At 31.9% G+C, this 18,198-nt stretch carries 12 protein-coding genes; all 12 read left to right on the forward strand.

The features are described from left to right. Positions 1 to 316 precede the first annotated feature (316 nt). The 12 genes from IO99_RS00910 to IO99_RS00965 all read left to right on the forward strand — a co-directional run bounded on the left by IO99_RS00910 (position 317) and on the right by IO99_RS00965 (position 18,186). Entirely contained in the window at positions 317 to 1,492 is a 1,176-nt protein-coding gene (locus IO99_RS00910) for an FprA family A-type flavoprotein (RefSeq protein WP_035129154.1), read from the forward strand. A gap of 192 nt (positions 1,493 to 1,684) precedes the next feature. Then, on the forward strand, positions 1,685 to 2,743 hold the full coding sequence (locus tag IO99_RS00915) for a glycosyltransferase family 4 protein (RefSeq protein ID WP_035129155.1): 1,059 nt from the start codon (positions 1,685 to 1,687) through the stop codon (positions 2,741 to 2,743). Positions 2,744 to 2,842: 99 nt separating this feature from the next. After that, the gene (locus IO99_RS00920) at positions 2,843 to 3,976 is read left to right on the forward strand and encodes a glycosyltransferase (protein ID WP_035129157.1); all 1,134 of its coding nucleotides are present in this window, start codon (positions 2,843 to 2,845) and stop codon (positions 3,974 to 3,976) included. A 110-nt stretch (positions 3,977 to 4,086) separates the two neighbouring features. Next, positions 4,087 to 4,875, forward strand: coding sequence for a rhomboid family intramembrane serine protease (locus IO99_RS00925; protein WP_035129513.1), 789 nt, complete (start codon positions 4,087 to 4,089; stop codon positions 4,873 to 4,875). Between the two features lie 202 nt (positions 4,876 to 5,077). Then, positions 5,078 to 5,947 (forward strand): radical SAM protein, encoded by an 870-nt coding sequence (locus IO99_RS00930; protein WP_035129159.1) that lies wholly within the window; start codon positions 5,078 to 5,080, stop codon positions 5,945 to 5,947. A gap of 184 nt (positions 5,948 to 6,131) precedes the next feature. Beyond that, a complete protein-coding gene (locus IO99_RS00935; RefSeq protein WP_051823810.1) occupies positions 6,132 to 7,406 on the forward strand; it encodes an L-cysteine desulfidase family protein in 1,275 nt (424 codons plus the stop codon). 204 nt (positions 7,407 to 7,610) lie between these two features. After that, positions 7,611 to 9,011, forward strand: a complete 1,401-nt coding sequence (locus IO99_RS00940; RefSeq protein ID WP_035129164.1) for an MATE family efflux transporter — start codon at positions 7,611 to 7,613, stop codon at positions 9,009 to 9,011. Positions 9,012 to 9,159: 148 nt separating this feature from the next. Further along, a complete protein-coding gene (locus IO99_RS00945) occupies positions 9,160 to 10,167 on the forward strand; it encodes an alpha/beta hydrolase (protein WP_084178019.1) in 1,008 nt (335 codons plus the stop codon). Positions 10,168 to 10,528: 361 nt separating this feature from the next. Continuing rightward, a complete protein-coding gene (gene mnmH, locus IO99_RS00950; protein ID WP_035129166.1) occupies positions 10,529 to 11,563 on the forward strand; it encodes a tRNA 2-selenouridine(34) synthase MnmH in 1,035 nt (344 codons plus the stop codon). A gap of 399 nt (positions 11,564 to 11,962) precedes the next feature. Continuing rightward, the gene (locus IO99_RS00955) at positions 11,963 to 13,918 is read left to right on the forward strand and encodes a DNA gyrase/topoisomerase IV subunit B (RefSeq protein WP_035129169.1); all 1,956 of its coding nucleotides are present in this window, start codon (positions 11,963 to 11,965) and stop codon (positions 13,916 to 13,918) included. A gap of 11 nt (positions 13,919 to 13,929) precedes the next feature. Further along, positions 13,930 to 16,845 (forward strand): DNA topoisomerase IV subunit A, encoded by a 2,916-nt coding sequence (locus tag IO99_RS00960; RefSeq protein ID WP_035129171.1) that lies wholly within the window; start codon positions 13,930 to 13,932, stop codon positions 16,843 to 16,845. A 21-nt stretch (positions 16,846 to 16,866) separates the two neighbouring features. Further along, positions 16,867 to 18,186, forward strand: a complete 1,320-nt coding sequence (locus IO99_RS00965; protein WP_035129172.1) for a M16 family metallopeptidase — start codon at positions 16,867 to 16,869, stop codon at positions 18,184 to 18,186. Positions 18,187 to 18,198: the final 12 nt, after the last annotated feature.

An 18,198-nucleotide genomic window follows, 5' to 3' on the forward strand; every position in this document is an offset into this window, starting at 1 on the left:
AATATATAATTTGAAATATTTGGATATAATATCTGGATTAAAATTTTAATTCTATATTTATATGTTCTCTTATAATATATAGTGAAAGAGGAACAATATATATAAGGGAAATATATACAAGGTATTGATACACTGTATTAGTTGATAATTAAAACAGAATAATATATATTATCACGAGATAAGAGATTTAAATGGTTTAAATATATTCTTTCTGTATTATAAAAATTTTTAAAATAATGCAGAATATCTTGCAATAGATAATAATTGTTTGTTAATATGTAAGTATGGAAGATAATATGAATGTGGAGGTAATGAAATGGAACCTTTAAAATTAACTAATTCAGTTCATTGGGTTGGGGTTAATAATCCTGAACTTAGAGTATTTGACATAATAATGGAAACACAAATGGGAACTACATATAATTCCTATTTAATCGAAGATGAAAAAATCACTATTATTGACACAGTTAAGGATGGTTACTTTGAACAATATTTAAAAAATATTAAATCTATTATAGGAGATAAAAAAATAGATTATATTGTAGTTCAGCATACAGAACTTGATCATAGTGGTTCATTAAAGGAGCTATTAAAGGAATATCCGGAAGCTCAGGTTGTTGGATCAAAGGCTGCCGTAAGATATCTTAAAGGAATTATAAACACGGAATTTAATTCTATCGATGCTTCAGGAGAGCTATCTATAGGAAAGAAGACTTTAAGATTCGTAAATGCACCAAATCTCCACTGGCCTGATAGTATATTTACTTATTTACCAGATGAAAAGATATTATTTACATGTGATTTTATGGGATGTCACTATTCACCAAGTGGGTGCATTACTGATAGTTGTTCTGGAAACTATGAAACTGAAATGAAATACTATTTTGATGTTATCATGGGACCTTTCAAAAAATTTATTAATACGGCTCTTGATAAGATTGAAAATATAGAAACTGAAATTATTGCTCCTAGCCATGGTCCAATTCATATTGATGATAGAGAGTATTATAAAAATTTATATAAAACTTGGGCTAAGGAAGCTGTTATTGAAGAAAAAAACATCCAAATATTCTATGTTTCGGCCTATGGAAATACAGAAAAGGTTGCAAATCATTTAAAGGATGCCATTGAAAAAAGAGGAATTAAGGCTGGAGTTCATGAAATTACAACTACACCTTTAGAGGAACTTGTATCTCTTGTAGAAAAGTCAAGTGGTATATTAGTAGGTTCTCCTACTATAAATCAAGATGCAGTGGAGCCAGCTTGGAATTTACTTGCTCATGTTAGTGCTATTGTAAATAGAGGTAAAATTGCTGGAGCTTTTGGATCTTATGGTTGGAGTGGAGAAAGTGTGCCTATGCTTTCAGAGAGATTAAAGAGCCTTAAATTTAATGTAATTGATCCAGGGTTTAAATTTAACTTTGTACCAAGTGAAGAAGAACTTAAATTAGCAGATGAATTTGCTGATAACTTCCTTGGATTGTTAAAGTAGTACACAGTATGTAATGAAAGTATTAATTGTATAATAAGAACAAGTGATGTAATTTTTCAGTTATATCACTTGTTCTTATTAACGTCTACTATTCCATATTTAGATAGTAAGAAGATAAATGAATATGTTATAATAGTAAAGTGTTATGATAATGAAATAAGAAACTGGGATTATGCTAAGGAGTGAAAGAGTATGAATGTATTACATATATGTTCCTTCTATCCGTCAAGTAATTTATATATAAACTTATTTAACGAGTTATATAAAAAAGGTGTTAAAAATAGTGTGTATATTCCTTGTAAACCTAAAGTTATTACAGAATCCAATAATTGTATTAAAGATAGTTCAAAACTTATATATGCACCTATATGTAAAAATGGCGACAGTATATGTGAAAAAATGGTAAATATATTTCATCAATATACTTTTTGCAATTATAATACTGTTGTATATAAAAATTTTAAGAAGCTAAAAGAAGTAGAAAAATGTGATATTATTCATGCGCATTCTCTTTTTAATGATGGATATCTTGCTTACAAATTGCATAAGGAAACAGGAAAAGAGTATATAGTGGCTGTTAGGAATACGGATGTAAATGGATATTTTAAAATAGCTAAACATCTTAGGAAGCTTGGTATAGAAATTATGAAGTCATCAAAAAAAATAATTTTTATATCTTATAGCTATAAAGAGCTGGTTTTAAATAATTATGTTAGCAAAAAAGATTTGAAGGAGATACAGGAGAAGTCATTGGTTATTCCTAATGGAATAGATGAATTTTGGCTTAATAATGGTCTCATAAAACCTAAGAATATAAATAAAGATAAAATTAGGCTCATTCAAGTGGGAAAAGTAGATAAAAATAAAAATGTTAATACAACAATTAAGATATGTGAAGAATTAAGAAACCAAGGAATTAACACAAAGCTATTTGTAGTTGGCGATGGTAAATTATTAAATAAACTAAAACTGCAATCTAAGAATAAAAATTATATTGAATTTAAAGGAAAAGCAAATAAGGAAGAATTAAAGAAGCTATATGATGAAAGTGATATTTTTATAATGCCATCCCAATTTGAGACCTTTGGCTTAGTATATGTGGAAGCTATGACTAGAGGGTTACCAATAATTTATACAAGAGGTCAAGGAATAGATCAATACTTTGAAGATGGTGTGGTAGGCTTTCCAATTGCATATAATGATTACAATGAAGGCGTGAAATCAGTAAAAAAAAATCATGTTGAACTATGAATCAATTAGTACTAATGGTTTAACAAACAGTAAGAGTTTTTCTTGGAAGCTTATAGCGAATCAATATATTGATATCTACCAATAAATGGGGGTGAGTAAATGAATATTTTAGTTATACCATCATGGTACGGCACTAAAGTGAATCCAACCAATGGAAGTTTCTTCAAAGAGCAAGCATTAGCATTAAAGGAAAAAGGTCATAATGTAATTATTGCTTTTGTGGAAGTAACTTTAGAAAAGCTTTCAAATGAGGATAAAAAGGTACAGTATTATATTGATGAAGGACTTAAAACCTATAGAATAAAAGAAAATAAGATTAGAAAAACTGGGAATATAGGTACTAGTATGGCTATTAAGAGAGGTATAATTAAGATTTATAATGAATTAACTAAAAATGACAAGATTGATATAATTCATTTACATTCATGTGTTTGGGCAGGAGCAGGAGCAGTTGCTATAAAGAAAAAGGCAAATGTTCCACTAGTTATCACAGAACACAGTTCTTTTTATGCAAGATATAAGGTTAATATATTTGAGGATTTTTTGATTAAGTATATAACTAAAAATAGTAATTATATGATTTGTGTAAGTAATACCTTAAAGAATATCATGTTGAAGTATACGGATAGTATAGATGTTATACCTAATATGGTTGATTGTGATAAATTTAAATTAAATAATATTAACTTAGAAGATAAGTTTATATTTTTAACTGTAAGTTATTTAAAGGATAATAAAAATGTAGATGTATTAATTAAGGCTTTTAAAAAAGCGTTGGATCACATTGATGCAAAATTAATAATCGGAGGCAAGGGTCCAGAAGAGGAAAAGCTAAAAAAGTTATGTGCTGATCTTGGAATTAGTGATAAAGTTGAGTTTAAAGGAGCATTAAGTAGAGCAGAAGTACCCGAAGTGATCAATAGTTGTAATGTATTTGTATTAGCAAGTAAATTTGAGACCTTTGGTGTTGTATTAATAGAAGCATTATCTAGTGGTAAACCAGTTATATCTACAAAAAATGGTGGGGCTCAAGATATTGTAAACTCCAATAATGGTTTATTAGTAGATGTAGATAGTGTATCACAACTAGGTGATGCTATAATCAAAATGAAAGAGAACTATTCAAAATATAATTCTGCAGATATAAGTAGGGAATGTAAGGATAAATACAACAAAACTAATATAGCTACAAGAATAGAAGAAGTTTACAAAAAATTATTACATAATAAATAGTAGCTAATGAAAATAAGTTGTATTATATAATAAATAGTATGTAGGAAAAAATTATGGTAAAATGTAAGAAAGCTAATAAATTTCATTGCATTTTTATAGGAGTGATTATATTGAAGTGGTTAAATAAGTTAGAGAGAAAATATGGCAGGTATGCTATTAGTGGATTGATGAAATACATTGTAGCAGCAAATTTGGCTGTATTTTTATTAGAGGTTATAAATCCAGGGTTAGAGGCAAACCTAATGTTAATACCTCAGGCAGTAATGGCAGGTCAAGTGTGGAGATTAGTTACCTTTATTTTAATTCCACCAGCAACCAGTGCCTTTTGGATACTCTTTACCCTTTATTTCTATTATATTATAGGTATGGGGTTAGAACAGGCTTGGGGAAGCTTTAAATTTAATATATATTATTTAGTAGGGATGATTGCTACTATAATTGTATCTTTAGTTGGCGGTAGTCCTGCTACAGGAGTATTTATAAATTTAACTTTATTTTTAGCCTTTGCATCTATATATCCTAACCATGAAGTTTTACTATTTTTCATTTTACCAGTTAAAGTTAAGTATTTAGGAATTTTAAATGCAGTGCTTTTGGTACAACAGTTTATAATGGGTGGAGTTGGAATAAAACTCATGATCCTTGCATCTTTAGCTAACTACTTTATTTTCTTTGGAAAAGACTTTATAGAGTTATTTAAAACTAAGAAGAAAGTTAAGAAGAATAAGGAAAAATTTAAAGTCATAGAGATGAAGGATTATGTACGTCATAGATGTACTGTATGTGGAATAACTGAAAGAGATGACCCTAATATGGAGTTTAGATATTGTTCAAAATGTAGTGGACATAAGGAATATTGCATGAATCACTTGAAAAATCATGAACATATTATTGATTAGTAGTGTATACCATGACTATTTGTTATAAAAAATTAAGGGATCCATCAGAATTAAAGGCTAACTATTAAGGTTAGTTAAATTTTGATGTATTCCTTTTTTATACCATGACTATAAGCTCTTATGTTCCCATCTTATTTAAAGGTGGAGGAAAGAGCTGCTACATCCTAGGATAAGGATTTCTATATATGAAGGAGGAAAATTTATGAGATATGAAGGTGCAGTTTATAGACCACCTAGTGAAGGAAGAAGTTTAATAGTTCAAGCTACCATTGGTTGTTCTCACAACAAATGTAGTTTTTGTAATATGTATAAGGCAAAGCAGTTTAGAATGAGAGCTTTAGAAGAGGTAATTGAGGATTTAGTTTGGGCTAGGGAGAGGTATGGATATATAGAAAAAATATTTATAGCTGATGGTGATGCTCTTATCATGCCTACAGAAAGACTTATTACAATTTTGGATAAAATTAAAGAATTATTTTCAGAATGTAAAAGCATTACTGTATATGCTAGTCCCAAGTCTATTTTACTTAAAACTCCAGAAGAACTAAAGCTTTTAAAAAGTAAGGGTTTGGCAATGGTATATCTAGGTATAGAAAGCGGAGATGATGAGGTTCTGCTTAAAGTGAATAAGGGAGCAACCTCAAAGGAACTTATTCAGGCTGGAAGAAAAATTAAGGATAGTGGAATAAAACTATCTTGCACTCTAATAAGTGGCTTAGGTGGGGTAGAGAACTGGAAAAATCATGCCTTAAACTCAGCAAAGGCTATTAATGCCATAGATCCAGATTATCTAGGCCTTTTAACCCTTATGACTCCTGAAGATGCACCTATATATGAAGAAATAAAAAGAGGAGCTCTTATGCTTTTAAATCCTAGGGAAGTAATGGAGGAGGTTTATCACCTTGTTAAAGAACTAGATCTTACAAATTGCATATTTAGAAGCAATCATGCATCAAACTATGCACCACTAGCTGCAGTACTAGGTAAAGAAAAGGAAAGATTACTTTCAGATATAGAAGGTTTTTTAGCAGGACAAAATAACTTTAAACCAGAATATTTTAGAGGGCTTTAATAATATTGAAATAAAGCCCTCCCTTTGATATAATTAGTATGTTAAAAAACTTTAAAATCTAATGAAGAAGGTCAGCGCAGAATGTAAACCATTACCTAATTTCAACAGAGCCTAAATATTAATGTACTATTTAAATTAAAGAGCTGTTAAATTAAAAACAGTCTATTAAGGAAGGATGTTAATAATGAAAAATACATACATAAATATTCTTAAAAGAGAAGTTATACCAGCCTTAGGATGTACAGAGCCCATAGCTCTAGCCCTTGCAACTGCGAAATGTAGTCAAGCTTTAGGAGGAGTTCCAGATAGGGTTACGGTTCTTGTTAGCTGCAATATTCTAAAAAATGGTATGGGAGTAGGAATACCTGGTACAGGAATGGTTGGTTTAAACATTGCAGCAGCCCTTGGAGCTATTGGTGGCAATGCAGAGGCTGGATTAGAGGTTTTAAAGGATGTTACTAAATCAGATATTGAAAAATCAAAGGAATATATAGCAGAGGGTAAGGTTACAATAGACCTTACTAAAGCACCAGAAAAACTTTATGTAGAGGTTATTGGACATAAGGGCCATGATAGCTCTTCTGTAATAATTAAAAATAAACATAACAATATAGTTTTAATTACTAGAAATGAAGAGATATTGTTTGAAATCGAAGAGGTTAAGACTGTAGCTACAGAGGATAATGGAGACGAGGAACAGTTATCTGTTAAAGATATATATGAATTCATAAAAACTGTACCCTATGAGGATATAGAGTTCTTAATGGAAGGTATAGAGATGAATCGTAGAGTTTCAGAGGCTGGAAGAAATGAAGAATATGGACTAAAAGCAGGAAAAATTTTATTAGATGGAAAGAACAGTAAGATGTTTGCAGATTCACTTCAAACCTATGCTATGGGATTAACTGCTGCAGGCGTTGATGCTAGAATGGATGGATGTACACTTCCAGTAATGAGTACAGCAGGTAGTGGAAACCAAGGATTAACAGCTACTTTACCTGTAATTGCAGCGGCAGAAAAACTAGGAGTTAGTGATGATACTTTAGTTAGAGCCGTAGCCCTTAGTGATCTTATAACTATTCATGTAAAAAGCTTTATAGGAAGACTCTCAGCTCTATGTGGATGTGGAGTTGCAGCTTCAATTGGAGCTAGCTGTGCTATTGTTTATATGCTAGGAGGAGAACTATGTGCTATAAATAAAGCTATAAAAAATATGGTGGCAGACGTTTCTGGTATGGTCTGTGATGGAGCAAAGCCAGGATGTGCTCTGAAAATTTCTACAGCAGTAGGTACATCAGTGCTATGCGCAGCCCTTGCATTGGAAGGGGTAGAAGTTTCATCTCATGATGGAATTGTTCATGAGGATGTGGAGAGAACTATAAAGAACATGGCGGATTTAGGGGTAGTTGGAATGGCTGATGCAGACAGAGTTATCCTTAATTTGATGATGTGTAAGTAAAAGGGATGAATTTTTAACTTGAAAGGGATAAATTTTTAACTCGTAATAGTTGACAGTATGGTTTAAATTATCTATAATTTTATAGGAAATTAAGTTTTGTAAAACTAAATAGAAGTGTAATTTTTAAAATTATACAAGTGCTGAAGCAAACCACTTTGATAACCTTCAAAGTGGTATTTTTTTTTGCCGGAAAGGAGAATATCTATGACTAAGAAAACTTTAAAAGAATTATTTTATGATAAGAAATTTTATAAGATGGTATTATTTCTAGCTTTACCAATTATATTGCAGAACCTAATAGCATCCTCAGTAAATATGTTAGATACTTTGATGATAGGAAGAGTTGGAGAAGTAGAGTTAGCAGCAGTAGGTATTGCTAATCAATTTTATTTTATATTTAGCTTATTTATAATGGGAATAAGTTCAGGATGTGCAGTTTTTATAGCTCAACTTTGGGGGAAGAGAGATAAAAATAATATACAGAAGGTTTTAGGTATTGGAATTATAAGTAGTGTTCTTATAACCACTGTTTTTAATTTAGTAGGAGTATTATTTCCAGAGAAAATAATTTCAATTTTCAACATAGATCCTCAAGTTATTAAGATAGGGTCTAGCTATTTAAAAATAGTTTGTTTTAGTTATATCTTTACAGCTATATCTTTTAACTATGCAGCTGCTTTAAGGAGTGTAGAAAATACTGTACTTCCAATGATAGCTAGTTTTTTAGGGCTAGTTGTAAATGGAGTTCTTAATACTGTCCTTATATTTGGTCTATTAGGTTTTCCAGCAATGGGAGTTAGGGGGGCAGCTATTGCCACCATAATAGCTAGAGGTTCAGAATGTGCACTTTTAGTTTTATATACCTATACTTCTAAGAACATTTTAGCTGCCAAAGCTAAAGATTTATTTAATATTACAAGGGAGCTGACTAAAAGTGTATTTGTAACTATGATACCAGTGCTTTTAAATGAAGCTTGTTGGGGGTTGGGGAACCTAACCTATGCAGTAATTTATGGAAGAATAGGAACTCAAGCTACGGCATCTATACAAATATGTACAACCATCTTTAATCTATTTATGATTATAACCTTTGGACTTGCCAATGTGGCGGTGGTAGTTATAGGTAAAGAAATTGGAGCTGGAAGAGAAAAACGAGGATTACTTTATGCTAGAAGACTATGTGTAGTTTCTTTGATTACAGGAGTTATATTAGCTGTAGTTTTAGCTATAACTTCACCAATAGTTTTAACTGTGTTTAAAGTTTCTGAGGAAGTGCTAAGAAATTCTTTAAGGATTCTATATGTATACTCTGCTCTAATGCCTCTTAGAGTATTTACAGTAATTTTGGTAGTTGGAATCTTAAGAGGAGGCGGTGATGCTAAATATGGTGCTATTGTACAGGGTATAACCCTATGGGGCATCGGAATCCCGTTATCTTTTGTTGCAGCCTTTATATTACATCTTCCAATATATTTGGTAGTTTCAGTTACTGCAGCAGAGGAAATTGTAAAATGTATTATTGTAGTTAGAAGATATAGAAGTAACAAGTGGATAAATAATATAGTAAATGAAGTTTCTAAGGAAAGTATAGAAATAGCTATATAATCATTTGTGTATTGGTATGTGTTGCTTAGCAATTATCATACCGATTTTTTTATTGAACTGTTGTCAGCCCCCAAAAATTTATATATAATTTATTATAAGGGAATTATTTGAAAATTATTTAAATAAAATATTTTGGGTGGGGTATATTATGACATATAAAGAAATGAAGTTAAAAATGCGAGATGGAAAAGAGATTTATTTATACAAATGGGAGCTAGATGAAGGTGTTAAACCTAAGGGAGTTATACAACTTATTCATGGTATGGCTGAATATGGTAGCAGATATGATAGATTTGCAAAGGAATTAGTTAAGGATGGTTTTATAGTTTATGCTGATGACCATAGAGGCCATGGAAAATCTGCAGAAAGCCTAAGTGCTTTAGGATATATTAGCGACAATGATGGATTCCATGACATGGTTCATGATCAACGTGAAATAAATAATTTTATAAAAGAAGAAAACCCATCACTAGATATTTATATTTTTAGTCACAGTATGGGGTCTTTCATAGCACAAAGGTATATGGAGATATATGGAGACACCGTTAAGGGTGTAATTTTATCTGGAACTGGTGGTAAACCTAATGCTTCAATGAATATGGGAATATTTTTGTCAAAGGTTATAATGAATCTTAGGGGTAGAAGAGCTAGTGGAAGACTAATGGATGATTTAGGCTTTGGGAATTATAATAAGCTAGTAGAGAATCAAAAAACTAAATATGATTGGTTAAGTAGGGACGAAGAGGAAGTAGAAAAATATATTCTAGACCCCTATTGTGGAGGAGTGTTTCCAGTATCCTTTTTCTATGATTTTTTAAAGGGAATGAAGGCTATACATAAAAAGGACAATCTTGTTAGCATACCAAAGAACTTATCTATAACCATGTTTAGTGGTGATAAGGACCCAGTAGGAAACTATGGCAAGGGAATATTATCTCTAGTTGACACTTTTAAAAGTTTAGGTATTAAAAATTTAAGTTATAAACTATATGAAGGTGGAAGACATGAAATATTAAATGAAATAAATAGGGATATGGTTACAGAAGATATTAAGGCATGTTTAAATAGCTGGGTTAAAGGGGATAATTATATTAGTAGTGAAGTAATAACATACACTAGTACAACCTTTGAAGGCAATACTTTAAGTGAAAATTAAACCAATACTTTAAATGAAAATAAACAGAGTTCTTTGCTTCAGAGGGAGTTTTTACTCCCTCTGAAGTTTAGAAATCGTTATCCAGGGTCGTAGCCGCTCTTTACTCCCACTTTGAAGAAGATGGGGGTATTAGAGCGGGTAGTCATCGGATAAAACTATATTTTAGATAAATCGAAAATAAACCTTAGGATTATTCCTGGTTTGACATATTAATCATTACAATATAGAATAGATAGAGTTGTAGTTATTTGAATTTACTATGGTTTGCAAGTGTTGTTTACGAGAAAATTATAGGAAGTTTTGCCATTGTAAAACAAATGACTTCTTATGGAAAGATGTTACTTAATTTGGAGGAATGATTATGTCAAAAACCATAGAATATAAAGATCTAACTGGAGACTATGTCCTTGTTGATGTGAGAAGTACAGGAGAATTTAATGAGGCTACTATTAACGGTGCAGTAAGTATTCCTCTTTTTAATGATGAAGAAAGAGCAATTATTGGAACCATATATACTAGAAAAAGTACTGAGGAAGCAAAGAGATTAGGGGTAGAGACAGTATCTAAAAAACTACCTTATATATATGATAAAATTCATGAGCTTGAAAAGCAACATAAAAATGTAGTATTATTTTGTGCTAGAGGTGGCATGAGAAGCGCATCTATTACAGATCTTTTAGGTGCCCTTGGCATGAGAGTTAGCAGAATCAAGGATGGTTATAAAGGCTATAGAGCCTTCATAAATGAGGAGTTGCCTAAGGTTAATGAAAAAGTTACCTATATAGTACTTCATGGTAATACGGGAGTTGGAAAAACTGAGATTTTAAAAAAACTTAGAGCTGATGGATATGATGTATTGGATTTAGAAGGATGTGCTAATCATAGAGGCTCCATATTGGGTGCTGTAGGCCTTGGAGATGGTACTAGTCAAAAGCAGTTTGAATCTAATATCTATGAGGAATTAAAGGCTGTTAAGGGTAAATATGTATTCATTGAAGCAGAAAGTAGAAGGATAGGAAGGGTTCTAATTCCGGAATATATACATTCTGATATGAAAAGGGGACTTCACATATTTGTAGATGCTCCAATAGATTTTAGAAGTAAGATAATAATTGATGAATACACTAAAAATAATAGCTGTAATGAAGAAATTTGTGATGCACTAAGAAGATTAAAGAAACATATCAGTGAAAAAAACATAGAAATATATTGTGATATGGTTAATAACGATCAGTATGAAGAAGTGGTTAAGGAACTTATGGTAAGGTACTATGACCCACTATATACTCACAGCTCTGATAAGTATGAATATGACAAGAAGCTTATGATAAACTCCATAGATGAAGGAGTAGAAGAATTAAAAAGCTTTATAGATAATTTAAAATGTGAAGAATAAAATATGTATATTAAGTAAAGCTTATAATTAATGTTTATGAGACTTTTGTAAAATAGACTAATCTAAATAAACCTTAAGCACGTACTAATATTATTCGCTAACAATAATATTAAAGCACATGCTATATATCCCATATAAGATTAGCAATATATTTTACGAAAACATAGCAGAACAGTAATTATAGGCTTTTTCATGTAAAATTTTAATATTTACTATATTTTAAATAAAGAACTTTGCGGTTCATTAAAGGGATAGAATTTTATTCAAGTAATTAGAAAAATAATAAAAAAATACTGCAAAAATAAGAACGTTTGTTTTGGAATTTCAAGAAAAAACTTTACTCCTTTGGAATAAAGTTATACAATAACAAATGTAACTCAACTTTTAAGGAGGGATAATATGGCGCAAAAGGAGAATAATAGAGGTACTTATGAAGTTACAGATCTCACATCTCTTGAAAAATTAGAGCCAGTAAGGGTTAGGCCTGGAATGTACATTGGCTCAACGGGTACTAAGGGTCTGCACCATTGTATATGGGAAATACTAGATAACTCTATTGATGAAGTTGCCAATGGATTTGGAGACAGGATAATAGTTACTTTAAATAAGGATAAAACTGTTACTATAGAAGATAATGGAAGAGGAATACCTACAGGAATACATCCTGTTAAAAATAAATCTGGGGTGGAGATGGTTTATACAGAACTTCACACAGGAGGTAAATTCAATAATAATAACTATAAGACCTCAGGAGGACTTCATGGAGTTGGAGCTGCTGTTGTAAATGCTCTATCTAAGTGGTTAGAGGTAGAAGTTAAACAAAAAGGAAATATTTATCTGCAAAAATTTCACTATGGATACGACAAAGAACTTAAAAGGGACATGCCGGGAACCCCAGCTACACCTTTGAAGATTGTAGGAAAGTCTAATGAAACTGGTACAAAAGTAACTTTTTTAGCAGATGGTGAAGTTTTCGGAAATGTAGATTATAAGTTTGAAATAATTGATGAAAGATTAAAGGAGCTATCCTTTCAAAATAAAGGGATTACCTTAATTCTAAGAGATGCAAGGAAAGATGATGTTGTAGAAAAAGTATATCATTCAGAGAGAGGCCTTTTAGACTTTATAGATTATTTAAATGAAAGTAAAACCGTCCTTCACAAAGAGCCAATAATTTTCCAAGGAGAAAGAGAAATTAATGGACTTATGGTATCAGGAGAAATATGCATACAGTTTACAGATTCTACGGCAGAGCATATTGCTAGCTATGTAAATAATATTCCCACAAAGGAAGCTGGTACTCATGAAACAGGATTTAAGACTGGTATGACTAGAGCCTTTAAAGAAGGTAGTAAGAAGTTAAATCTTTTAAAGGAAAAGGATAAGGACTTTGAAGGGGACGATATTAGAGAAGGTATGACTGCCATTGTAAAGGTAAGAATTACAAATCCAGTCTTTGAGGGTCAAACTAAAACGAAGCTAGGAAATGTTGAGGCCTATTCTGCAATGAATGACCTTGCCTATACTAAGCTAGGTGAATGGATAGAGGATAATAAAGAACTAGCTACTGTAATTATTAATAATGCCATTTCAGCTGCGGCTAGAAGAGAGAAAATTAAGAAAATAAATGAAGCAGAGAAGAAAAAGATAGGAAATGGTACTGCACCACTGGCAGGAAAAATAGCTGTCTGTACTTTGAAAGACAGAGAATTTACTGAGTTTATAGTGGTGGAGGGAGATTCTGCGGGAGGTTCTGCAAAACAAGCAAGGGATAGACGATTCCAAACCATAATGCCTTCTAAGGGTAAGATTATGAATACGGAAAAACAAAAATTAGAAAATGTTCTTGCAAGTGAAGAACTTAGAATCTTTAATACTGCCATAGGAACTGGAGTTTTAGAAAACTTTAAACCAGAGGAATTAAAGTATGGAAAGATAATTATACTAAGTGATGCCGATGTGGATGGATATCATATCAGAACCCTTTGGATGACTTATGTTTATAGATATATGAGACAACTTATTCAAAATGGAAATTTATTTATTGCATTACCACCTCTTTATAAGGTTTATAAAATCACTAAAAATGGTGAGGTTAGTAAGTACGTTTATAATGATGAAGAGCTAGATAAGGCTAAGAAGGAAATTGGTAAGGGTGCATTGATTCAAAGGTACAAAGGGTTAGGAGAGATGAATGCAGACCAACTTTGGGATACTACATTAAATCCGGCTACTAGAACTCTTCAAAGGGTTACCATTGAGGATGCTGCTAAGGCTGAAAAGATGATTTCCTTGTTCATGGGAGATGTGGTAGAGCCAAGAAGAAACTATATGTACAATCACGGTGAATTTTAGGAGGTGTTACAATGGCAAAGAAAAAAGAACCAATTCCAATAGATAATAATATTATAGATGTTTCTATAGATGAGGCTATGCCAGAGAACTATCTTCCCTATGCTGTAGAAGTATCAAAGGATAGAGCTCTTCCAGACGTAAGGGATGGACTAAAGCCTGTTCATAGAAGAATTTTATATGGAGCTTATATGCTTAAGGCATTCCCAGATAAGCCATATTATAAGTCTGCCAGAATAGTAGGAGACATTCTAGGTAAGTACCATCCCCATGGAGATACATCAGTTTATGATGCCATGGTAATTTTATCTCAGGATTTTACTACAAGAAAGCCCCTTATAGATGGTCATGGAAACTGGGGATCTATAGATGGAGATAGTGCAGCTGCCATGCGTTATACAGAAGCTAGACTATCTGGCATTGCCTTAGAAATGCTTAAAGATATTGATAAAGATGTAGTTGATATGATGGATAACTACTCTGATACAGAAAAGGAACCTACAGTTTTACCTGCAAAATATCCAAACCTTCTTGTTAATGGAGCCTTTGGTATTGCTGTAGGATTGGCTACCAATATTCCACCCCATAACTTAGGAGAGGTTATTGATGGAGCCATTGCCTATGCAGATAATGAGGAAATAACCACTAGAGAACTTATGGAATACATAAAGGGACCAGATTTACCTACTGGTGGAATACTAATGGGAAAGGATTCTTTAGTGGCTGCCTATGAAACTGGGGAAGGAAAAGTGGTTTTAAGAGCTAAAACTCATTTTGAAACCTTGGATAATGGTAGACTTGGTCTTGTTATTTCAGAGTTTCCTTATAGAAAAAATAAGGCTAAACTCCTTCAAGCCATATCTGATTTAACAGGGGATAAAAAGCATAGCAAAGCAGTGGAAGCCATTGCGGATATTAGAGATGAATCTGATAGAAATGGTATTAGAGCTGTTGTAGAATTTAAGAAAAACACTACAGAAGAAACGGCGGATAGAGTCCTTAAATATCTATTTAAGAGAACTGAGCTTCAATGTAATATATCCTTTAATATGGTGGCTTTAGCTGGTGGAAAGCCTAGGACCATGGGACTTAGGACTATAATTAAATACTATATAGAACATCAAAAGGAAGTTGTTACAAGAAGAACAAAAAGAGAGCTAGAAATAGCAGAAAAGAGATTCTATATTGTAGAAGGCTTTATTAAAGCTATTGGAATCATGGATGAAATAATTAAGACTATAAGGGCATCTAAATCTAAAAAGGATGCAGGAGAAAATTTAATAAGCAAATTTGGCTTTACTAACCCTCAAGCAGAAGCTATTTTAGAGTTGATGCTTTATAGACTTACAGGCCTTGAAATTAAGATATTCCAAAAGGAACATAAGGAATTAGAGACTAAGATTAAAGGACTTAAGAAGGTATTAAGTAGTGAAAAGGAGCTTATTAAAGTTATTAAAAAGGAGCTTCTAGAGGTTAAGGAAAAATATGATGATCCAAGGAGAACTACTATTTTAGAAGACGATAGTGATGCTAATATTCAGTTAGAAGAGCTTATAGTAGAGGAAGATGTGGTAGTAACCATGTCTAAGGATGGATATGTTAAGAGAACTGCTTTAAAATCCTTTATTAGAACAACACAAAATACTGAGGATATAGAATATAGAGAAGGAGATTTTAATAGATTCTTCTTTGAATGTAATACTAGAGATACCCTATGCATTTTTACAAATCAAGGAAATATGTATCAGTGTAAGGTTGCAAATTTAATTGAGTTTAAGTGGAGAGACAAGGGTGAGAGAATTCAAGGATTTATTAGAACTCTAGATTTAGATAAGGAACACATAGCAAATGCCTTTGTAGTACAGGATTTCTCTATTACTAGGGATGTGCTTCTTATGACCTCTAGAGGGTTTATCAAGAAAACTGAACTTAGCAAGTTTATTACTAATAATTCAAGACTTCAAGGTATTAAGCTTAAAAAGGATGAAGAATTGATAAGTGCTGAATTAGTAGATAAAGATAGAGAAGAAAGATTTATTGAAATAACTACTGCTAAGGGATTAAACTTCATTGCACAGGAGCCTAAGGTTGAGCCAGTGGATAGAGGTATAGTTGGAAAACCTATAGTTAATTTAACCCATGGAGATAGTATAACTCAGTGTAGTTATGTAGATGAATTTAATTATAAAGAGTTCTATATAACTGTTAATAAAAAGGGGATCTTAAGAACTTCCAGTAGAAGAAGCGGAGAACCGGTTATAACTACATCAAACTCTAACAGTGAGTTATTCCTATTTACAGCTGGTGGAGAGTTATTTAAAATGTCAGCCTTAATGATACAAAACATAGATAAAAAGGGTATTGAACTGGAAAAGCTATTTGAAGGTTATAATTCTAAGGATCCAGTGATTGCAATAATATCTGTGGATAATGAAGGAACCTCTAAAGAAAATTTCTACTTCTTTACTGAAAAGGGTGTAGTAAAGAAAACTAATATAGAAGAATTCACTGGTGATTTTACTAATATCTCAGCATATAAATTTAAGACTCCGGAGGATAAGCTAATTAAAGTAGAGGTTGAAGCTGACAAAGGAGAAGGGTTACTCTTCACAAGAAAGGGTATGTGCCTTAAATTTGATTTAGAAGCTATAAATGTCATGGGGAAAAATGCCACTGGAGTTATGGGAATTAGCTTAAAGGATGATGATAAAGTTATCTTTGCAAAAGCAAGAAGCGGTGCTATTTCAAATAAAAATAATGAATTATGCGTAGATTTATTTGAAGAAAATCTGAAAATAACTACCCAAAATGGTCAAGAGAATATAGTGGATTTAGGAGCCTTACCAATTCAAAATAGAGCTGGTAGAGGTAAAAATGTCATTGTATTTATGGATGATGACTTTATAGAAAAGGTAGAGCTAATTAAGTAATAGAAGTAAAGTGGGGGTAGCATGGATAAGATATTTTTAAAACAAGGAGTTAGGTTGCTTTATGAAAGAGTTCCAGGAAATATAACTTCTTTTACCATAGGGTTAGAAGCAGGAGCTAATAGTGAAAATTCTAATAATCTGGGCATTGCCCATGCTGTAGAACACATGGTGTTTAAGGGTACCCATAGTAAAAGCGAGAAGGAAATCAATGATATATGCAATGAGTACCTAGGATTTCATAATGCTATGACTAATTATCCCTATGTAGTTTATTATGGAAGCTCCTTAAAGGAAGATTTTAAAAATGCCTTTAATATATATTTTGATATAGTATTTAATCCAGCCTTTAGAGAAGAAGGTTTTAAGGAAGAAATGGCAGTTATCATAGAGGAACTTAAGGAGTGGAGTGATGATGTAGTTCAGCACTGTGAAGATTTTTTATTCTATGAAACCTTTGAAAAAAGAAGAATAAAGGAGTTAATCATAGGTAGAGAAGAAACTATAAAGGCTCTAACCTTAGAAGAGATAAGGGAGTATCATGAGAAGTTTTACACCCTAGATAACTGTGTAATTTCTGTAGTAACCTCTTTAGACCTAAGTGAGGTTATTGAAATTATTGAAGGTGAAATAGCATCCTTGAATAAGACAAAACCTTTATTAACGCATAACACCTGTGAAATAGAAGCCCTGGAAGGGGTAAAACCATCCTTCACCCAAAGGAGCTCTGAAAGAGTTTCATCAAGGGAAAGTCAAGAAGAAAAGACTTTTTCCCTTTACGAGAATCCCATGGCTGGAGTGTATATTGAAGAGAATCTCTCCATTAATGGCTGCAAGGTTCAATATATATTTCCCATTCATAACCTAAGTGAAAGGGAAGTTACCTTACTTCAATTATTTAATGAATATTTTGCAGGGGGCACTAGCTCCTTGCTCTATGATGAAATCAGAACTAAGAGAGGATTAGTATATGATATTCAAGGAAAGGTTAAGGGAGAAAAGGGCATAAAACTATATACCATAACTTTATCTACCTCTAAGGAAAATATTGATTTGGTTAGAGAGATAATTAAAGAAAACATTGATAAAGTAAAAGCTTTAAAGGGCATATTTACTGAAGATTTCTTTAAAAAATATATAAAAAGTCAAAATTTAAAGAGAATGCTTGCCCTAGAGAAATCCATAGTTTTATCTATGCACCTAGCTGTCTATGAAATAATGCACAGTGGTGGAGAATTACTGTTAAATGAGTTTTATAACCTAAGTAATTGCACAGAAGAAGAAATCCTTAGTGTGATAGATAAGGTATTTATTAAGGAAACAATAGGAATCATAAGGAATTAAAGGTAAGGTGAT

It is taken from the genome of Clostridium sulfidigenes (genome assembly GCF_000732635.1).
Taxonomy (GTDB): Bacteria; Bacillota; Clostridia; order Clostridiales; family Clostridiaceae; genus Clostridium_J; species Clostridium_J sulfidigenes.